This is a genomic window from Caulobacter sp. AVps16 (genome assembly GCF_058681455.1).
The window spans coordinates 130,182-148,437 of record NZ_CM178739.1 but is presented as its reverse complement, the minus strand read 5'-3'; the positions used below and the strand labels follow the sequence as shown (position 1 = coordinate 148,437).

The window sequence follows — 18,256 nt, the reverse complement described above, 5'->3', positions numbered from 1 at the left end:
CGTGGGGCGGAGAAGACCGACGATGAGCGACGCGACCCAAGCCTTGAAAAAGCCCGTCGATCCCGAGCTGGTCCGCGCCTTCCTGCGCGATGAGCCCGATTTCCTCCGCGACGACAGCAGCCTGCTGGGCGAGCTGGGCCTGCGGGTCGACGGCGGCAATGTCATTGATTTTGGCCCCGCCGCCCTGGCCCGGGCCGCCGCGGCCCACCGTCGCGAAGCCGTCGTCCGCCGCGAGATCGAGGCCACGGCCCGCGCCAATTTCTCGGCCCAGGCCCAGACCCATGCCGCGGTCATCGACCTGCTGGACGCGCGCAACCATTCCGACCTGGCCCGCCGGGTCGACGAAATGGCCAATCTGCGCTTTTCCCTGACCAGCGGCGTCATGGCCCTGGAAGGTCCCGGCCGGGTTCCGGCCGGCTGGCACGCCCTGATCGAAGGCCAGATCGACATGCTGATGGGCGAACACGCCGTGGCGCGGATGGGCTTCTATGCCCCGGCCCTGGGCCTGTTCGGCGACAAGCTGGACCATATCCGCAGCATGGCCCTGGTCCGCATGGCCCTGTGGGAGCCCTCGCGCCAGGGCATTCTGGCCTTTGGCTCGACCGATCCCGAGGCCTTCACCCCCGACATGGGCTCTGACCTGGTGGCCTTCCTGGCCCGCGTGGTCGAGCGCACCGCCGAGCGCTGGCCAATCCTGTGACCCCTGTGACGAGCGGCCGCCAGGCCCTCGTCGCCTGGCATGACTATCTTGAGCACGAACGCCGGGCCTCGCCCCGCACCGTGCGGGCCTATGGCGACAACGTCCTGGCCTATCTGAACTTCCTGGAGCGCCATCGCGGCGAGACGGTGACCCTGGCCGACCTCGGTGCGATCACGGCGGCCGAGCTGCGCGCCTATCTGGCCTTCCGCCGCACCGGCGAGGACGCCCTGGCTCCGCGCTCGCTATCGCAGAGCCTCTCGTCGATCCGGGCCTTTCACCGCTTCCTCGACCAGCGCCTGGACACCCCCAACCCCCATGTCGAGCTGGTGCGAGGCCCGCGCCTGAAGGTCGGCCTGCCGCGTCCGGTCACCGAAGACCAGGCCCATGGCCTGATCCACGAGATCGGGGCCGACCCCGATCGCGAGGACTGGGAAGTGGCCCGCGACGAGGCCGTCCTGACCCTGCTCTGGGGCTGCGGCCTGCGGATTTCCGAGGGTCTGTCCCTGCGCCGTCGCGACGCCCCCCTCGGTGAAACCCTGAGGATTACCGGCAAGGGTGGCAAGACCCGGATCGTGCCGGTGCTCGACGCCGTCCGCGAGACCATTGCGGTCTATGTCGCCGTCCTGCCGTTCGCCCTGTCGCCCGACGAGCCGCTGTTTCGGGCGCGGAGGGGCGGGCCACTGTCGCCGCGCCACGTCCAGGCCAGTGTCCAGATCCTGCGCGGCCGGCTGGGCCTGTCCGACCGGGTGACCCCCCATGCCCTGCGCCATGCCTTCGCCACCCACCTGCTGGGGGCCGGCGCCGATCTGAGGTCGATCCAGGACCTGCTGGGCCATGCCTCGCTGTCGACGACCCAGCGCTACACGGAGGTCGACGCCGCCGGCCTGATGGCCGCCTATGCCCGGGCCCATCCCCACGCCTGACGGGCGACCGTGAGTCAAAACCGCGCTGTGGCAGACTGTCGCGATTTTCCTCACAGTTTTCGCGCATTAACCGCGTTTTTACTGCGCGCACGGCTTGTGGTCGCAAGAACCGGCGCCTGTCTTTCGACTGGCGGGCGTTGCGGACATGAGGCGAGCGATGAATATCGACGATCTGAAGATTTCGACCAAGGTGGCCCTGCCCGCCGTGATCCTGACCGTGGTGGCCCTGTCCATCGTCGGCATGGGAGCCTGGCAGGCCAACAAGGCCGAAGAGTCCACGAGGATTCTCGTCGAAGAGCGCGCCCCAGCCGAACTGGAGGCCTCGCGCTTCAACCGCCGGATCATGACCATCGGCTATGCGGCCTATCGCACGGTGTCCAATACCGGATCCTCGCCCGAGGCCCAGGCGGCGAGTCAGGAAATGGATACGGCCTACAAGGAGGCCAAGGAACGTATCGCCGCCATCAAGAAGGCTGACCCTGCAGCCAGCAAGACCCTGGCCGACTTCAGCCAGCGCCTGGAAAAGATCTATTCGAGCGCCCGTCAGGGGGCTGACCTGGCCCTGATGGATGCCGACGAGGCCGCGATCATGGTCATGGCCGTGATCGATCCGGACATTGCCAGCCTCAACAAAGACGTCAGCAAGTGGACCAACGACCATTCCGCCGCCACTGATGTGATGGTCGCTGAGGCCAAGAAAGAGGCGACGGCCGGCACCATCTTCAGCGTGCTGTTCGGCTTCATCTCGGCCGGTGCCGCCATGCTGTTCGCCCTGTGGATCGGCAACAACAAGATCTCCAAGCCCCTGACCAACCTGTCGCGGACCATGGAAACCCTGGCCCAGGGTTCGGTCGACGTCGACGTGGTCGGTGCCCAGCGCAAGGACGAGGTCGGTGCCATGGCCCGCTCGGTCCAGGTGTTCAAGGACAATGCCCTGGCCCTGCGCTCCGCAGAGGCCAACCAGCAGCGCCTGTCGGCCGAGACCGAGGCCGAGCGTCGCCGCAGCCAGGAGACCGCCGAGGCCTCGGCCCGCGAGCAGGCCTTCGTGATGGAAGCCCTTGCCGCAGGCCTGAACAAGCTGGCCGACGGCGACCTGACCTATCGCGTCGATGCCGACTTCCCGCCCGCCTATCAGCGCCTGCAGAGCGACTTCAACGGCGCCATCACCCAGATGGAAGAGGCGATGCGGACCATCGTCCACGCCGCCAGCAGCATCGGTGCCGGTTCGGATGAAATCGCCTCGGCCGCCGACGACCTGTCGCGCCGCAGCGAGCAGCAGGCCGCCAGCCTGGAAGAGACCGCCGCCGCCCTCGACGAGATCACCGCGACGGTGAAGCGCTCGTCAGCCGGTGCCGTCGAAGCCTCGCGTGTCGTCGGCTCGACCCGTTCGGACGCCGAACGCTCCAGCGTCGTCGTGCGCAGCGCCGTCGAGGCCATGAACCAGATCGAGAAGTCCTCGCAGTCGATCAGCCAGATCATCGGCGTCATCGACGAGATCGCCTTCCAGACCAACCTGCTGGCCCTGAACGCGGGCGTCGAGGCGGCGCGGGCCGGTGAAGCCGGTCGCGGCTTCGCGGTCGTCGCCCAGGAAGTGCGGGCCCTGGCCCAACGCTCGGCCGACGCCGCCAAGGAAATCAAGACCCTGATCTCGACCTCGACCCAGCAGGTGGGTCAGGGCGTGGCCATGGTCGGCCAGACCGGCGAGGCCCTGCAGGCCATCGTCGCCAAGGTCAGCGAGATCGACGCCCTGGTCAGCGAGATCGCTGCCGGCGGTGCCGAACAGGCCACCGGCCTCAACGAGGTCAATGCCGCCGTCAACCAGATGGACCAGACCGTCCAGCAGAACGCCGCCATGGTCGAGCAGTCGACTGCGGCCAGCCACTCCCTCAAGGGCGAGGCCGGCAATCTGATGCAGATGATCTCGCGCTTCCAGGTCAGCGGCGGTGGGGCCTCCTCGGCTCGCGCCCCCGCCCGCCGTTCGGCCGCCCCGCCCACGCGCCCCACCCTGCAACCCGCCTCGTCCAGCAGCCGTCCGGGTGCCAATCCGGTCCGCGCCGCCCAGGCCAAGCTGGCCGCCTTCGCAGGCTCGGCCAAGCCGGCCGCCGACGAGTGGGAAGAGTTCTAGTCCTAGTAAGCGTAAGCGCCCCAGATCCCCCTCTTGGGGCGTTCCTCCCCTGAAAATGACTGAGCCCCGCCAGGACACTGGCGGGGCTTTTTTCTGTGGTCAGGCCGCGCGGGGGGCGCGGCAGCCGCCGGGCTGGCATACGGATTACCGCGAATTCATCCGGATCGCCGTCGCGACACCTAGTCTCTCTACATGTGTAGCGCTACACATGTAGAGAGACTAGGTGTCGTGGAGGCCGCCATGATCGAATCCCTGCCCCGCCGCGAACGCGAGGTCTTTGAGACCCTCTGCCGCCTGGAGGCCAGCACGGCCGCCGGGGTACGCGGCGCGCTGTCCGACCCGCTGAGCGATTCAGCCGTCCGCACCATGCTCTCGCGCCTGGAGGCCAAAGGCCTGGTCGAGCGGTCCAGCGGCCCCGGCGGTTTCGTGTTCCGCCCTGTCCAGCAGACCGAGGCCGTCGCCGCGAGCGCCCTGCGGCGCATGATCGACACCTTCTTCGCCGGCTCGGCCGCCAGTGCTGCCACCGCCCTGCTGGGCCTGGGCCAGCGACTGACGCCCGAGGAAGCGGCCGCCCTGGAGCAGGTGATTGACCGCGCCGTGGAGCCGCGCTCATGACTGCGGGCCTTCTCCTGTCGCTGCTGGTCAAGTCCAGCCTCATCGCCGGTGCCGGTCTGGCCTGCGCCCGCTTCCTGGCCCAGCGCCCCGTCGACCGCGTGGACATCCTGCGCGCCACGGTCTGCCTGCTGCTGGCCCTGCCGATCATTATGAACATCCTGCCGGCGATGAACCTGGCCCTGTTGCCGCCGTCATCGCCCGATGTGCCCGCCACGATCCTGCCGGTCCTGACCGGCGAGGTGGCCGCGCCCGCGCCGTTCTGGCCACCGTCCATCCCGATGATCGGTGGCCTGTGGCTGCTCGGCGTCGTCGCTGTGGCCGGCCGGCTACAACTGGGACTGCTGACCCTCAACCGCTGGACGCGCCAGGGCCGGCCTGTGACCTGTCCGACATGGTCTGCGCCGCTGGAACACCTGCCGCCGGTCGACCGCCCCCGCCTGGTGTCCAGCGATCGCCTGACCAGTCCGCTGAGCTGGGGTGTATCGCCCGGCATTATCCTCATCGATCCGGGCAGCCTCACCGAGCGCCACGCCGCCCCCGCCATCCTGGCCCATGAGATGGCCCATCTGCGGCGTCATGACTGGATCTTCCTGGTGCTCTCCCGCCTGGCCCTGGCCCTGTTCTGGTTCAATCCGCTGGTCTGGCACCTGCACGCGGTGCTCGCCGACCGGTCGGAAGAGGCCGCTGACGCCGCCGCGCTCCAGACCGTCGACCGCACCCTCTATGCCAGGGCCCTGGTCCGGCTAGCCGCCCACCCGACCCCTCACATGAGCGCCCCCCGAGCCGCGACCGCCATGGCTGCCGACTCCCGCACGCTGAAGACAAGGATCGCCTGCATCATGACCGACAAGCCTGCCCGCTGCCGCCGCCTCACCGTTGCCCTGACCATCGCCGCCCTGGGCATGGTCGCCACGCCGCTGGCCGCCCTGGGCCTGAGCCGCCAGGACTCGCCCGCGCCGGCTGAAGCGCCGACTGCGACAATCGCCCGCCCCCCGCCTGCACGGCCCGTGCCGCCCGAGCCGCCCGAGCCACCCGAGCCGCCGGAGCCCCCGCCGCCGCCGCCGGAACTGCCCCCGCCACCGCCGCCGCCTCCCCCCCCGGAGTTTCCACCGCCGCCTCCGCCTCCACCGCCTCCGCCTCCGCCGCCGACAAAGAGGCAGATCGCCGCCGATTGGCGTCGCGTGGCCGCAGACGCCCGCGCCGTTGCGGCCGAGGCCCGGGGCCGGGCCGCGGAAGCCCGCCACGAGGCCGATAGCGCCCGCGTCGCCGGCGAGGAGGCCCGTGTCCGCGCCGATCAGGCCAGGATCATGGGCGAGCAGGTCCGCATGGTCGGCGAGCGCGCCCGCCAGGAGGTGGCCAGCCACATGATCGAGGCCCGCGCCCAGATGGCCCTGGGCGCCGAACAGATCCGCCAGGGCGCCCGGCAGCTACGCACCGAAGCCGTGCGCCTGAGCGATCCCGCCTACCGCGCCCGGCAGATCGCCGAGAACCGCGCCCGGGGGAATGTGGTCACCGACGCCGAGCTGCGCGCCGTGGCGGCGCGCATGCCCGCTCAGGCCGACCAGATGGATCGCCAGGCCGAAGATCTGGCCCGGGAGGCCCGCAAGACGAGCTGAGCGCGCGGAGGACGCGATCCCCGCCCCTTAGGCCCTGCCGGACAACCGGCAGGGCCTTTTCTTTGATCGGGCGGTGGCTGGACAGCCGCGTCCGGCAGGAGAGCGGACAGAAAAATGGCGGGGCTCCGTTGCCGAAACCCCGCCACAGCATGTCCGATGGATCGAACGTGGCTTCAAATTTCGGCCAGGCCGATCAGGCCTGCATGGTCCAGCCCTCGACGCCCATGGCCGCCTGGCGCAGGGCTTCGGAACGGGTCGGGTGCGGGTGGCAGGTGCGGGCCACGTCTTCCGAGGCGCCGCCGAACTCCATGGCCACGCAGAACTCGCCGATCATGTCGCCGACATTGGGGCCCACCATGTGGACGCCGAGAATGCGATCGGTCGCGGCATCGGCCAGAACCTTCACCTGGCCTTCGCCCTCATGGTTGATCTTGGCGCGGCTGTTGGCGGTGAAGGGGAACTTGCCGACCTTGTAGGCGATGCCTGCGGCCTTCAGCTCTTCCTCGGTCTTTCCGACCGTGGCCACTTCCGGCTTGGTGTAGATGACGCCGGGGATCAGGTCATAGTTCACATGGCCGGCCTTGCCCGCGATCAGCTCCATGCAGGCCACGCCCTCGTCCTCGGCCTTGTGGGCCAGCATCGGCCCTGAGGTCACGTCGCCGATCACCCAGACGCCCGGAGCGGTGGTCTTGAAGTGGTCATTGGCGATCACGCCGCGCTTGTCGGGCACGATGCCGACCGTCTCCAGGCCCAGACCTTCCGTGAACGGACGGCGGCCGATGGCGACCAGCACATAGTCGGCCGCGATCGTCTGGGCTGCGCCGCCGGCGACAGGCTCGACCGACAGCTCGACGCCCTTGGCCGAGGCCTTGGCGCCCGTGACCTTGGCCCCGAGCTGGAACTTGAAGCCCTGCTTGGTCAGGCTGCGCTGGAACACCTTGGCGGTGTCGTCATCCAGGCCCGGGCAGATGCGGTCCAGATATTCGACCACGGTGACCTCGGCGCCCAGGCGGCGCCAGACCGAGCCCAGCTCCAGGCCGATCACGCCGGCCCCGATCACGACCAGGCTCTTGGGCACTTCCGGCAGGGACAGGGCGCCGGTCGAATCGACGATGCGCGTGTTGTCGACGGTGACGCCCGGCAGCGGCGTGGGCTCCGAACCCGTGGCGATGACGATGTTCTTGGTCTCGAGGGTGGTTTCCGAACCGTCCTCGGCCTTGACCACCACCTGGCCGGCACCGGCGATCCGGCCCCAGCCCTTGATGTAGTCGACCTTGTTCTTCTTCATCAGGAACTCGACGCCCTTGGTCAGGGCTTCGACGCTGTCGGCCTTCTGGGCCATCATCTGCGGCAGGTTCAGCTTGGGCTTCACCTCGATGCCGAGCTTGGCGAACTCGCCATTGGTCGCGGCGTCATAGAGTTCCGAAGCGTGCAGCAGGGCCTTGGACGGCATGCAGCCGACGTTCAGGCAGGTGCCGCCCAGCTTGCCGCGTCCCTCGATGATGGCGACCTTCAGGCCGAGCTGACCCGCGCGGATCGCGCCGTTATAGCCGCCGGGACCGCCCCCGATGATGACGACGTCGTACTGAGCCATGGGTCTTGAGCCTTCAGGACGCGCCGGAAGCGGCGCCGGACAGAATATGGGGCCTCGCCGGCCGCATTGTCAGACCTTTGGAGGCGGGAGTTCCTTAGAGCGCGAACGGTTAAAACGAAACCCGCTTTCGACGCTGGATGCCCTGAAAAGGGTGCGAAATCCGGCCTTTGGGCCTCATGGCCCTGCCCCCTTCCCTCATCTTTCGACGCGCCCTAGCTTCCCGCCCATGCTTCGCGCCCTGACCCTCGCCCTGACCCTGCTGGCGACCGCCCCCGCCCTGGCCCAGACTGCGCCCGCCGAGGGGCGGCCGATTGTCATCGGCCAGTCCCTGACCCTGGACTCGAAGATCCTCAAGGATACCCGGCGGATCAATGTCCACCTGCCGGCCAGCTATGGCAGCAGCCCCGCCAAGGCCTATCCGGTGCTCTACTTGCTGGATGGGGGCGAACAGGAGGACTTCCCCCATATCGCCGGCCTCGCCCAGCTCGGCGAGCTGTCCTGGACCTGGCGCGAGATGATCGTCGTCGGGATCGAGGGCGTCGATCGGCGTCGCGACCTGACCCACCCCACCACGGTCGCCAAGGAACGCAGCGACTTCCCGACCAGCGGCGGCTCGGCCGCCTATCGCCAGTTCCTGGGCGAGGAGCTGAAGCCATGGATCGCGGCCCGCTATCGCACCAGCGGCGAAACCGCCCTGATCGGCGAATCCCTGGCCGGTCTGTTCGTGGTCGAGACCTTGCTCAAGCAGCCGGCTCTGTTCGACGCCTATATCGCCGCCAGCCCCAGCCTGTGGTGGAACGACCAGAGCCTGGCGCGCGGCGCGGCGGCTGACCTGGCGCTCTGGCCGGCGGGCGAGCGGCGGCTCTACCTGACCATCGGCGACGAGGGCTCGACCATGCAGGCGGGGGTCGACAGGGTGGTGGCGGCGCTGAAGGCCGCACCGCCCAGGGGCCTGACCTGGCGCTATGATCCGATGCCCCAGGAGCAGCACAGCACGATCTACCATCCGGCGGCGCTGGAAGCCTTCAAGACGGTGTGGCCGGGGCCGAGGCCGGACTGATAGCGTCTCCCATCAGATGAATAGCTGGGCCCCGCCCCTTCGAGGGTCGGCGGTGGGTGGATTCAGGGCCAAGCTCTTTCCTCCGCTCTCCCCGGCGAAGGCCGGGGCCCAGATCGAGCCCAGAACGCCTGGTGTGTTTGCTAGGGCAGAAGGCGCATCATCCCAGAGGCTCAGGCTGAATCTGGGCCCCGGCCTTCGCCGGGGAGAGCGGATAAAGAAGAGCCAAAAGCGGACCTCCGCAGCGTCTGCAACGGGTGGAAAGCGGAACCTGGCTCGTTAGTCCAGGAAGCTCGGCGGGAGCGCCGCCCACCCGAGCGCGGCGCATGAGGCCTGCGTGTCACAGCGCGATCCGCCGATGATTGTCGGCATTGGCAATTGGATAGCAAGGAAGAGGACTACCCAACGGTAGGCGCGACGTCGCAAAGCGATCCATGATCCGATGATGCCGAGCGCGGCAAAGCCTATATCCAGAGCAGATAGGACCGCCCACCCATCGGGCCGCACTTGGTGTCGAACTAGGTATGCGAGGTAGTCGCCGGACCCAACTGAATGCAGCGCAGACACCAGTGCGAAACCGCTCGCCAATGCCCAGAGGCCGATCGTAGCTGCCTTCATGGTTTCACCCGGGGTACTCGGTGGAAGGTCAAGCTTAGCCTCAGATCCAAGGTCCGCAACGGGTCGAAAGCGGAAATGACGTCCGCGCCTTAAACCCGACCTTGAGCGCTACACCGGAAAGCGGACTGATTGAAGGTCCGCTAGGGGTGGGAAGTGGACCATTGAGGCCCTTGGGTCATTCGTCCGGCGAGACAAATCGCAGGTCCAAATATTGCTGGATCCAGTCCTTGAAGGACGGAGCTACCAGTGCGGTCTTACCCGTCTCGTGATCGAAGAACCAAACCTCGGAATTTTGGTCCAGCGCGACGCCGTCGAAGGCAAACAAGTTGCCCATGCAATCCGAAGCGAAAGCGATCTTGCCCTGAGGCAATCCCATTTCTCGCCAAGCCTCAGTGGATGAGATCATCTCATCTGCTGACAGAAAGTCGGCCACATCAGCGAAATGGACCTCTTCTTCGCAGACGCTATGAAGAAGCGCGATTGTCGGTTGCGGCAAGCCAATGCCGATGACCGCTTCTCGATATTCAGCAGGTAGACGGCCGCCGAGTTGTTCCTCCGCTCGTGCCAAATCGGCAACGTCTACGGGCTCTGGCGGATAGTCGGGATGCGACCATTTAGTCGAAAAGTCGGCGAGCTCGCGCATTGTAGTCCTAGGGTCAAAACCCGATCAAACACTTGAATGATATATTCTTGTTGTGATTCAATCTCCGAAATGGGGGTTGAGTCATGGCTGGAGAGTTCTGGTTGTCGGATCGGCAGTGGGCGGTGATCGATCCGTTGCTGCCGAAAAACCAGTCGGGCGCGCATCGGGTCGATGATCGGCGCGTCATCAGCGGCATCATCCATGTGCTGAAGGTGGGTTGCCGGTGGCAGGACTGTCCAGCGATCTATGGCCCGCCGACGACCATCTACAACCGGTTCCGGCGCTGGACGATTAAGGGTGTCTGGCGGCGGCTGTTCGCGGCTCTGGTCGCGTTCAGCCCCGACGACGTGCACATGATCGACTCCACTAGCGCAAAGGCCCACCGCTCGGCGGGTGGCGGAAAAGGGGGGCCGAAATCCAGGCGATCGGCCGTTCGCGCGGGGGCCGCACGACCAAAATCCACGCCGTCGTCGACGGCAAAGGCCGCCTCATCGCCTTTGAAATAACCGCCGGGCAGCGCGGCGACGCCCCCTTCGCCCGGTCATTGCTTGAGCCGCTTCCCAGTGCGCGCCTCTGCCTGGCCGACACCGCCTATGATGCCGACAGGTTGCGCAATTTCCTGATCGAGCGGGGAACCACCCCTGTCATCCCCAACAACCCGACCCGAAAGCGCATGCAGCCCTTCGACCCGGAGGCCTACAAGCAGCGCAATCTCGTCGAGCGGATGTTCTGCAGGCTAAAGGACTGGCGGCGTGTCGCAACCCGATACGACAAGCTCGCCGCTACCTTCGCCAGCACCGTCTTCATCGCCGCCATCATCATATGGTGGGCCCAATGAGTCTGGAGCCTAGAGCGTTGCCGGCACGAGTGCCGTAGCATGACCTCACGCTAACCGACGCTGCGAATGTCGCCTATGGGTCGAAAGCGGAAATGACGTCCGCACCTTAAACCCGACCTTGGGCGCTACACCAGAAAGCGGACTGATTGAAGGTCCGCTAGGGGTGGAAAGCGTACCTCCACCGCGATAGCCTCAAGACATGTCTGACGAGCAATTGTTTTTGGTCATCTGGGGCGTTGCTATGATGGTGACATGGCCGCCGTGGATTTGGTGGTCCATTCGCAGCCGTCAAGCGCACGGCTATCCCATCATTCCGCGAATACTATCGGCCAGTGTCTATTCAGAACGTCGCGCGTCCGGTCGGCAACGAGGCAAGCTCGCCGGTGCGAGTAACTGTTTGCTGATCTCAGTTACCGAAGACACCTTCCTTGTTGCACCGGCGTTCCCGTTCAATCTGGTCGCGCCACGCGGCATGTTTGGACTGGAGCACACCCTTCGGCGTGATCGGATAGTTGCTTCCACGCAGACGACTTGGCTTGGTGCAAACGTTAGGGTCGAACTGGGCCCCGAGGCGGACCATGCGATACTGGATTTGAAGGTGCGTGACCCAACGGCTTTCGTGAAAGCAGTAGGAGCCAAACCCTAAGGTCCGACTTCGGTCGGAAGCGGCCATATCTCACTCACCAATCGCAGGCGACGCCACGATTATCGGCTCAAGGATGACCTTGTCACCCTCGCGGCGAATGGTGACCTCCACCCCTCGAAACGGCAGCCTTCCGGAAGGCACAGGGCCTGGCTCCTGCCGTGAACGAACAGCTTGGCGCGGACGGGCTCGGGAACCGGGTCGGTCATGGTGATGATCCGTGGCTGTAGGTCGAGCATACACCCGTCGCCACAACGAAAAAGGGGCCGCTTTCGCGGCCCCTTCGACGTTCGACAGTGCGTCGGGACTAGAGGTCCAGCAGCAGGCGCTGCGGATCTTCCAGGGCTTCCTTGACCTTGACCAGGAAGGTCACGGCGCCCTGGCCGTCGACCACGCGGTGGTCATAGCTGAGGGCCAGGTACATCATCGGGCGCACCTCGACCTTGCCGTTCACGACCATGGCGCGTTCCTTGATCGCGTGCATGCCGAGGATGCCCGACTGCGGCGCGTTGAGGATCGGGGTCGACATCAGCGAGCCATAGATGCCGCCGTTGGTGATCGTGAAGGTGCCGCCCTGCATGTCGTCGATGGCCAGCTGGCCGTCGCGGGCCTTCTTTCCGAGGGCACCGATGGCCTTTTCGATCTCGGCCAGGCTCATGGCGTCGGCATCACGCACGACCGGCACGACCAGACCCTTGTCGGTGCCGACGGCGACGCCGATGTCGTAGTGGTTCTTGTAGACGATGTCGGTGCCGTCGATCTCGGCATTGACGTCCGGCACGGCCTTCAGGGCGGCGACGACGGCCTTGGTGAAGAAGGACATGAAGCCCAGCTTCACGCCGTGCTTCTTCTCGAAGACGTCCTTGTAGGAATTGCGCAGGGCCATGACCGCGCTCATGTCGACCTCGTTGAAGGTCGTCAGCATGGCGGCGTTGTTCTGGGCTTCCTTCAGGCGGCGGGCGATGGTCTGACGCAGGCGCGTCATCTTCACGCGCTCTTCGCGCTCATGGACCGGACGCGGGGCCGACGGCGCGGCGGCGGCCGGAGCCGGGGCCGAGGCGCGGGCTTCCAGGGCGGCCAGGGCGTCGCCCTTGGTCACCCGGCCATCCTTGCCGGTGCCGGCGACCTTGGACAGGTCCAGATTGTTCTCGGCGGCGATGCGGGCCGGGGCCGGGCTGACCGGAGCGGCGGCAACGGGGGCCGGGGCGGCGGCGGCAACCGGTGCGGGGGCCGGGGCAGCCGCCTTCGGCGCGGCGGCAGGCGCAGCCGGTGCAGCAGCGGCGGTCGCGCCTTCGCTGACGACACCCAGAACCGTACCCGGAACCACGGTCGCGCCTTCGGCGGCCCCGATGGCGGTCAGCACGCCGTCGGCGGGCGAGGCGACCTCAAGGCTGACCTTGTCGGTTTCGAGCTCGATCAGGATCTCGTCCTTTTTCACCGCCTCGCCGACCTTCTTGGTCCAGCGCGCGACCGTCGCTTCGGTGACAGATTCGCCGAGGGCGGGGGTCATGATGTCGGCCATGGGGGTTCCGATGTCTCTCGTTTTTGCCGGTCGGTGTGGAGGCGGCCCCGCCCTGCAGGCGGAGCCGTTCAATAGTCTTTAGGCGAAGGTTTCGTCGAGGAAGGCTTGCAGCTCTCTCATGTGGCGGCTCATCAGACCCGCCGCCGTCGAGGCGCTGGCCGGACGGCCGATATAGCGCGCGCGCTTGGACTTGATGTCCAGCTTGGCCAGGGTCAGCTCGATCCAGGGATCGACGAAGGTCCAGCCGCCCATGTTCTTGGGCTCTTCCTGAACCCAGACCAGTTCGGCGTTCTTGAAGCGGGCCAGGATGCCCATCAGCGACTTCAGCGGCCACGGATAGAACTGTTCCAGGCGCAGCAGATAGATGTCGTCGCGACCGGCCTTGGCGCGGGCGTCGACCAGGTCGAAATAGACCTTGCCCGAGCATAGCACCACGCGCTTGATCTCGGCGTCGGGCTTCAGGGTGATCCCGCCGACGTCGCAGCCGGCCTCGGCCCCGTCGACCATCACGCGGTGGAAGGACGAGCCTTCGGCCAGGTCGGCGATGTTGGAGACGGCCCGCTTGTGACGCAGCAGGCTCTTGGGGGTCATGATCACCAGCGGCTTGCGGAACTCGCGGTGCATCTGGCGACGCAGGGCGTGGAAATAGTTGGCCGGGGTGGTGCAGTTGAGGACCTGCATATTGTCCTCGGCGCAGGACTGCAGGAAGCGCTCGAGGCGGGCCGAGCTGTGCTCGGGGCCCTGGCCCTCATAGCCGTGCGGCAGCAGCATCACGAGACCGCTCATCCGCAGCCACTTGCGCTCGCCCGAGCTGATGAACTGGTCGATGACCACCTGGGCGCCGTTCACGAAGTCGCCGAACTGGCCTTCCCACAGGGTCAGGGTGTTCGGATCGGCCAGGGAGAAGCCGTATTCGAAGCCCAGGACCGCCTCTTCCGACAGGGCCGAGTCGATCACTTCGTAGTGGGCCTGGCCGGGGCGGATATTGTTCAGCGGCGTGTAGTGCTCTTCGGTCGACTGGTCGATGACGTCCGAATGGCGCTGGGTGAAGGTGCCGCGCACCGAGTCCTGGCCCGACAGGCGCACTGGGAAGCCCTCGTCGAGCAGGGTGGCAAAGGCCAGGTGCTCGGCAGTGCCCCAGTCGAGGCCCTCGCCCTTTTCAATGGCTTCGCGACGGTTCTCGATGACGCGCTTGACGGTCTTGTGGGCGTCGATCCGGTCCGGGATGGTCGTGATCTGACGGCCCAGCTCGATCAGGCGGGTCTTCGGGAAGGCGGTCGAGCCGCGACGCTCTTCGTCGGCCGGGGTGGCGAGGCCTGCCCACTTGCCGTCCAGCCAGTCGGCCTTGTTGGCCTTGTAGGTCTTGCCGGAGTCAAATTCCTTGTCGAGGAAGGTCTCGAACTCGGTGACCCAAGCGTCAACCTCGCCCTGGTTGATGACACCTTCGGCGATCAGACGGTTGCCGTAGAGCTCGCGGGTCGAGGGATGACCCTTGATCTTGGCGTACATCAGCGGCGAGGTCATCGTCGGGTCGTCGCCCTCGTTGTGACCGAACCGGCGATAGCAGAACATGTCGACCACGACGTCCTTGCCGAACATCTGGCGATATTCAGTGGCGACCTTGGCCGCATAGACCACGGCTTCGGGATCGTCGCCGTTGACGTGGAAGATCGGGGCTTCGACCATCAGCGCCACATCCGAGGGATAGGGCGAGCTGCGCGAATAGCGCGGGCTGGTCGTGAAGCCGATCTGGTTGTTGACGATGAAGTGGATGGTGCCGCCCGTGCGGTAGCCCTTCAGGCCCGACAGGGTGAAGCACTCGGCCACCACGCCCTGGCCGGCAAAGGCGGCGTCGCCGTGCAGCAGCAGGGGCAGGACGTGACCGCGACCGGCGTCCGGCTGTTCGCGCAGGGTGAAGGCCTGCTTGGCGCGGGCCTTGCCGATCACGACCGGGTTGACGATTTCCAGGTGCGACGGGTTGGCCGTCAGCGACAGGTGGACCTTGTTGTCGTCGAACTCACGGTCCGACGAGGCACCCATGTGATACTTGACGTCGCCCGAACCCTCGACGTCCGAGGGCAGGCTGGTGCCGCCCTGGAACTCGTGGAAAATGACGTGATAGGGCTTGCCCATCACGGCGGCCAGGACGTTCAGGCGGCCGCGGTGCGGCATGCCCAGGACGATGTCCTTCACGCCCAGCGAACCGCCACGCTTGATGATCTGTTCCAGGGCCGGGACCATGGCTTCGCCGCCATCGATGCCGAACCGCTTGGTGCCGGGGAAGCGCTTGTGCAGGAAGCGCTCGAAGCCTTCGGTCTCGATCAGCTTCTTGAAGATGGCGACCTTGCCCTCCTTCGAGAACACGATCTCCTTGTCGCGACCCTCGATGCGCTCCTGCAGCCAGGCCTTTTCGTGCGGGTCGGAGATGTGCATGTACTGCACGCCGACATTGCCGCCATAGGTGCGACGCAGGATCGACAGGATCTCGCGGACCGTCGAGGTCTCCATGCCCAGCACGAAGTCCAGGAAGATCGGACGGTCATAGTCGGCTTCCGAGAAGCCGTAGGTGGCCGGATCCAGTTCCGGGGCCGGCGGCTTGGGCTCAAGACCCAGAGGGTCGAGATTGGCGGCCAGGTGACCGCGCATGCGGTAGGCCCGGATCATCATGATGGCGCGCAGGCTGTCGAGGGTCGCGGCCCGGACGGCTTCGGCCGAGGTGCCCGGGGCCTTGTCCTCGATGGCCTTGGTCATCTTGGCCTGGACGGCCGGCGCAACCGTGGGCCACTGGCCGTCGAGGGCCGACAGCCAGTCCGGACGAGCGGTCGGAACGGCGCGCGGCGTCCAGGCCGGGTCCTTGGCGGCCCGCTGAACCTGGTCGGCCTGCTCTTTCAGGGTGGAGAAGAAGGCGTTCCAGGAGGGTTCGACCGAATTGGCATCGGTCGCCCACTGGGCATACAGGTCTTCAACGAACGCCGCATTGGCGCCGTAGAGGAAGGAGGTCTCGGTCAAGACCTGATTGATGATGCCTGCGTCGTCCGCCATGGTTCTTCGCCTTAGATCCGTCGGTCTACGGGACCGGTAGCCCAGGCCCGTAAATATAGTGTCTCAATCGCCCGGGCGCCCCTTGATTAGGGGGCCCAGGTGATTTTTTCGGATCGTCGACTGGCGGTCGCAAAAAACCTGGGCCCCGCTAGGGCGGGGTTTCGGTAGCAGATTAGCCCTTGAGGACCTCAAGCAGGGTTTCACCCAGCTTGGCCGGCGAGGGCGAGACGCGGATGCCCGCCTCTTCCATCGCCGCGATCTTGTCCTCGGCACCACCCTTGCCACCGGACACGATGGCGCCGGCGTGGCCCATGTGACGGCCGGGAGGGGCCGTACGGCCGGCGATGAAGCCGACCATGGGCTTCTTGCGGCCGCGGCGGGCTTCGTCCTTCAGGAACTGGGCAGCTTCTTCTTCAGCCGCGCCGCCGATTTCGCCGATCATGACGATCGACTTGGTGGCTTCGTCAGCGAGGAAGAGTTCCAGCACGTCGATGAACTCGGTGCCCTTGACCGGGTCGCCGCCGATGCCGACCGCCGTCGTCTGGCCGAGGCCGGCATTGGTGGTCTGGAACACGGCTTCATAGGTCAGGGTGCCCGAACGCGACACGACGCCGACCGAGCCGGCCGAGAAGATACCGCCCGGCATGATACCGATCTTGCACTGGTTGGGCGTCAGGACGCCCGGGCAGTTGGGGCCGATCAGGCGCGAGCGCGAACCCTGCAGGGCCTTCTTCACCTTGACCATGTCCAGCACCGGAATGCCTTCGGTGATGCAGATGATCAGCGGAACTTCCGCGTCGATGGCTTCCAGGATCGAGTCGGCCGCGAAGGGGGGCGGCACGTAGATCACCGAGGCGTCGGCACCGGTGGCTTCGCGGGCTTCGCCGACCGTGTCGAACACGGGCAGGCCGATGTGGGTCTGGCCGCCCTTGCCGGGGGTGACGCCGCCGACCATCTTGGTGCCGTAGGCGATGGCCTGCTCGGAGTGGAAGGTGCCCTGGGCGCCGGTGATGCCCTGGCAGATGACCTTGGTTTCAGAACCGATGAGGATCGACATTTAGCGAGCACCCTTCACGGCTGCGACGATCTTTTCGGCGCCGTCAGACAGGTCGTTGGCGGCGATGACGTTCAGGCCGCTTTCCGAGATGATTTTCTTACCGAGTTCGACGTTGGTGCCTTCCAGGCGCACCACCAGCGGAACCTGCAGGCCGACTTCCTTCACGGCGGCGATGACGCCTTCCGCGATGATGTCGCAGCGCATGATGCCGCCGAAGATGTTGACCAGAATGCCCTTCACGGCCGGATCGGCGGTGATGATCTTGAAGGCCGCAGTGACCTTTTCCTTCGAAGCGCCGCCGCCGACATCGAGGAAGTTGGCCGGCTCGGCGCCGTACAGCTTGATGATGTCCATGGTGGCCATGGCCAGGCCCGCGCCGTTGACCATGCAGCCGATTTCGCCGTCGAGGGCGATATAGGCCAAGTCATACTTGGAGGCTTCGATTTCCTTGGGGTCTTCTTCGCTCTCGTCGCGCAGAGCCTTGATGTCCGGGTGACGGAACAGGCTGTTGCCGTCGAACGACAGCTTGGCGTCGAGGACCTTCAGGTGATCATCCGCCGTGACGATCAGCGGGTTGATCTCCAGCATGGCCATGTCCTTGGCCAGGAACGCCGTGTAGAGCTGGTTGAGCAGCGAGGCGGCTTCCTTGGCGAGACCGCCGGTCAGGCCGAGAGCCTTGGCCAGGGCCCGGTGGTGGGTCGGCCACACGCCCGTCGCCGGGTCGATCGTGAAGGTGTGGATCTTCTCGGGGGTCGAGTGGGCGACGTCCTCGATGTCCATGCCGCCTTCGGTCGAGGCGACCACCGAGACCTTGCTCGAGGCGCGGTCAACCAGCAGCGACAGGTAGAATTCCTTGGCGATCGCAGCACCTTCCTCGATGTAGAGGCGGTTGACCTGCTTGCCCTTGGGACCGGTCTGGTGGGTCACCAGCACGCGGCCGAGCATTTCGGCAGCGTTGGTCCTGACCTCTTCAGCCGACTTGACGACGCGGACGCCGCCCTTGGCATCGGGGCCCAGTCCTTCGAACTTGCCCTTGCCACGGCCACCGGCGTGGATCTGGCTTTTCACCACGAAGACCGGCGTGCCCAGCTTTTCAGCGGCGGCGAAGGCTTCTTCGGGGGTGAAGGCGGCAAAGCCGCGCGGAACAGGAGCGCCGAACTCGGCGAGTACGGCTTTGGCTTGGTGTTCGTGAATGTTCATGAGGGCCCGGTCTCGGCGACGGCTTTTCTGAAATGTGGCCGGGTTATAGGAGCGTGATTTCGC

General features: G+C 66.3%; 14 protein-coding genes. 8 read left to right on the top strand and 6 right to left on the bottom strand.

Features of this window, described 5'->3' with window-relative positions; translation table 11 throughout:
* Positions 1 to 22: 22 nt before the first annotated feature.
* From ACW17U_RS00705 to ACW17U_RS00685, 5 genes are all read left to right on the top strand, one after another.
* Positions 23 to 700, top strand: a complete 678-nt coding sequence (locus ACW17U_RS00705) for a DUF484 family protein (RefSeq protein WP_492054449.1) — start codon at positions 23 to 25, stop codon at positions 698 to 700.
* Positions 701 to 705: 5 nt separating this feature from the next.
* Positions 706 to 1,623, top strand: coding sequence for a tyrosine recombinase XerC (locus ACW17U_RS00700; RefSeq protein WP_492055769.1), 918 nt, complete (start codon positions 706 to 708; stop codon positions 1,621 to 1,623).
* A gap of 157 nt (positions 1,624 to 1,780) precedes the next feature.
* Positions 1,781 to 3,748, top strand: a complete 1,968-nt coding sequence (locus tag ACW17U_RS00695) for a methyl-accepting chemotaxis protein (protein ID WP_492054448.1) — start codon at positions 1,781 to 1,783, stop codon at positions 3,746 to 3,748.
* 240 nt (positions 3,749 to 3,988) lie between these two features.
* Positions 3,989 to 4,363 (top strand): BlaI/MecI/CopY family transcriptional regulator, encoded by a 375-nt coding sequence (locus tag ACW17U_RS00690; RefSeq protein WP_492054447.1) that lies wholly within the window; start codon positions 3,989 to 3,991, stop codon positions 4,361 to 4,363.
* The gene (locus ACW17U_RS00685; protein ID WP_492054446.1) at positions 4,360 to 5,979 is read left to right on the top strand and encodes a M56 family metallopeptidase; all 1,620 of its coding nucleotides are present in this window, start codon (positions 4,360 to 4,362) and stop codon (positions 5,977 to 5,979) included. The genes ACW17U_RS00690 and ACW17U_RS00685 overlap by 4 nt, the downstream gene beginning before the upstream one ends.
* A 193-nt stretch (positions 5,980 to 6,172) precedes the next feature.
* On the opposite strand, the gene lpdA is transcribed toward ACW17U_RS00685, so the two are convergent.
* Positions 6,173 to 7,573: a dihydrolipoyl dehydrogenase gene (gene lpdA / locus ACW17U_RS00680; RefSeq protein WP_492054445.1), complete on the bottom strand. Its 1,401-nt coding sequence runs from the start codon at positions 7,571 to 7,573 to the stop codon at positions 6,173 to 6,175.
* 226 nt (positions 7,574 to 7,799) lie between these two features.
* Here lpdA and ACW17U_RS00675 point away from each other — a divergent pair, with 226 nt between their 5' ends.
* The gene (locus ACW17U_RS00675) at positions 7,800 to 8,633 is read left to right on the top strand and encodes an alpha/beta hydrolase (RefSeq protein ID WP_492054444.1); all 834 of its coding nucleotides are present in this window, start codon (positions 7,800 to 7,802) and stop codon (positions 8,631 to 8,633) included.
* A gap of 790 nt (positions 8,634 to 9,423) precedes the next feature.
* On the opposite strand, the gene ACW17U_RS00670 is transcribed toward ACW17U_RS00675, so the two are convergent.
* A complete protein-coding gene (locus tag ACW17U_RS00670; protein ID WP_492054443.1) occupies positions 9,424 to 9,891 on the bottom strand; it encodes an SMI1/KNR4 family protein in 468 nt (155 codons plus the stop codon).
* Between the two features lie 83 nt (positions 9,892 to 9,974).
* Between ACW17U_RS00670 and ACW17U_RS00665 the strand changes: the two genes are divergently transcribed.
* A protein-coding gene (locus ACW17U_RS00665; protein ID WP_492054442.1) for an IS5 family transposase occupies positions 9,975 to 10,729 on the top strand; the annotation gives its coding sequence in 2 pieces (ribosomal slippage) (positions 9,975 to 10,308 and positions 10,308 to 10,729; 756 coding nt in all).
* A 199-nt stretch (positions 10,730 to 10,928) separates the two neighbouring features.
* Positions 10,929 to 11,375 carry a hypothetical protein gene (locus ACW17U_RS00660; protein WP_492054441.1) on the top strand — a complete coding sequence of 149 codons (447 nt, stop codon included), beginning with the start codon at positions 10,929 to 10,931 and terminating at the stop codon, positions 11,373 to 11,375.
* 304 nt (positions 11,376 to 11,679) lie between these two features.
* Here the strand turns inward: ACW17U_RS00660 and odhB are convergent, their stop codons facing one another.
* From odhB to sucC, 4 genes are all read right to left on the bottom strand, one after another.
* Entirely contained in the window at positions 11,680 to 12,894 is a 1,215-nt protein-coding gene (gene odhB / locus ACW17U_RS00655; RefSeq protein ID WP_062149726.1) for a 2-oxoglutarate dehydrogenase complex dihydrolipoyllysine-residue succinyltransferase, read from the bottom strand.
* A 78-nt stretch (positions 12,895 to 12,972) separates the two neighbouring features.
* Complete coding sequence (locus ACW17U_RS00650) at positions 12,973 to 15,936, bottom strand: 2-oxoglutarate dehydrogenase E1 component (RefSeq protein ID WP_492054440.1); 2,964 nt, start codon at positions 15,934 to 15,936, stop codon at positions 12,973 to 12,975.
* A 172-nt stretch (positions 15,937 to 16,108) separates the two neighbouring features.
* A complete protein-coding gene (sucD, locus tag ACW17U_RS00645) occupies positions 16,109 to 16,993 on the bottom strand; it encodes a succinate--CoA ligase subunit alpha (RefSeq protein ID WP_492054439.1) in 885 nt (294 codons plus the stop codon).
* Positions 16,994 to 18,193, bottom strand: coding sequence for an ADP-forming succinate--CoA ligase subunit beta (sucC, locus tag ACW17U_RS00640; protein WP_492054438.1), 1,200 nt, complete (start codon positions 18,191 to 18,193; stop codon positions 16,994 to 16,996).
* Between the last annotated feature and the right edge of the window lie 63 nt (positions 18,194 to 18,256).

What these genes read in the sequence shown, in the direction of transcription:
- ACW17U_RS00695 (WP_492054448.1), top strand. Translation starts at nt 1,781, where the DNA reads ATGAATATCGACGATCTGAAGATTTCGACCAAGGTGGCCCTGCCCGCC.
- odhB (WP_062149726.1), bottom strand. Translation starts at nt 12,894, where the DNA reads ATGGCCGACATCATGACCCCCGCCCTCGGCGAATCTGTCACCGAAGCG.
- ACW17U_RS00675 (WP_492054444.1), top strand. Translation starts at nt 7,800, where the DNA reads ATGCTTCGCGCCCTGACCCTCGCCCTGACCCTGCTGGCGACCGCCCCC.
- lpdA (WP_492054445.1), bottom strand. Translation starts at nt 7,573, where the DNA reads ATGGCTCAGTACGACGTCGTCATCATCGGGGGCGGTCCCGGCGGCTAT.
- ACW17U_RS00670 (WP_492054443.1), bottom strand. Translation starts at nt 9,891, where the DNA reads ATGCGCGAGCTCGCCGACTTTTCGACTAAATGGTCGCATCCCGACTAT.
- ACW17U_RS00685 (WP_492054446.1), top strand. Translation starts at nt 4,360, where the DNA reads ATGACTGCGGGCCTTCTCCTGTCGCTGCTGGTCAAGTCCAGCCTCATC.
- ACW17U_RS00705 (WP_492054449.1), top strand. Translation starts at nt 23, where the DNA reads ATGAGCGACGCGACCCAAGCCTTGAAAAAGCCCGTCGATCCCGAGCTG.
- sucC (WP_492054438.1), bottom strand. Translation starts at nt 18,193, where the DNA reads ATGAACATTCACGAACACCAAGCCAAAGCCGTACTCGCCGAGTTCGGC.
- ACW17U_RS00660 (WP_492054441.1), top strand. Translation starts at nt 10,929, where the DNA reads ATGTCTGACGAGCAATTGTTTTTGGTCATCTGGGGCGTTGCTATGATG.
- sucD (WP_492054439.1), bottom strand. Translation starts at nt 16,993, where the DNA reads ATGTCGATCCTCATCGGTTCTGAAACCAAGGTCATCTGCCAGGGCATC.
- ACW17U_RS00690 (WP_492054447.1), top strand. Translation starts at nt 3,989, where the DNA reads ATGATCGAATCCCTGCCCCGCCGCGAACGCGAGGTCTTTGAGACCCTC.
- ACW17U_RS00650 (WP_492054440.1), bottom strand. Translation starts at nt 15,936, where the DNA reads ATGGCGGACGACGCAGGCATCATCAATCAGGTCTTGACCGAGACCTCC.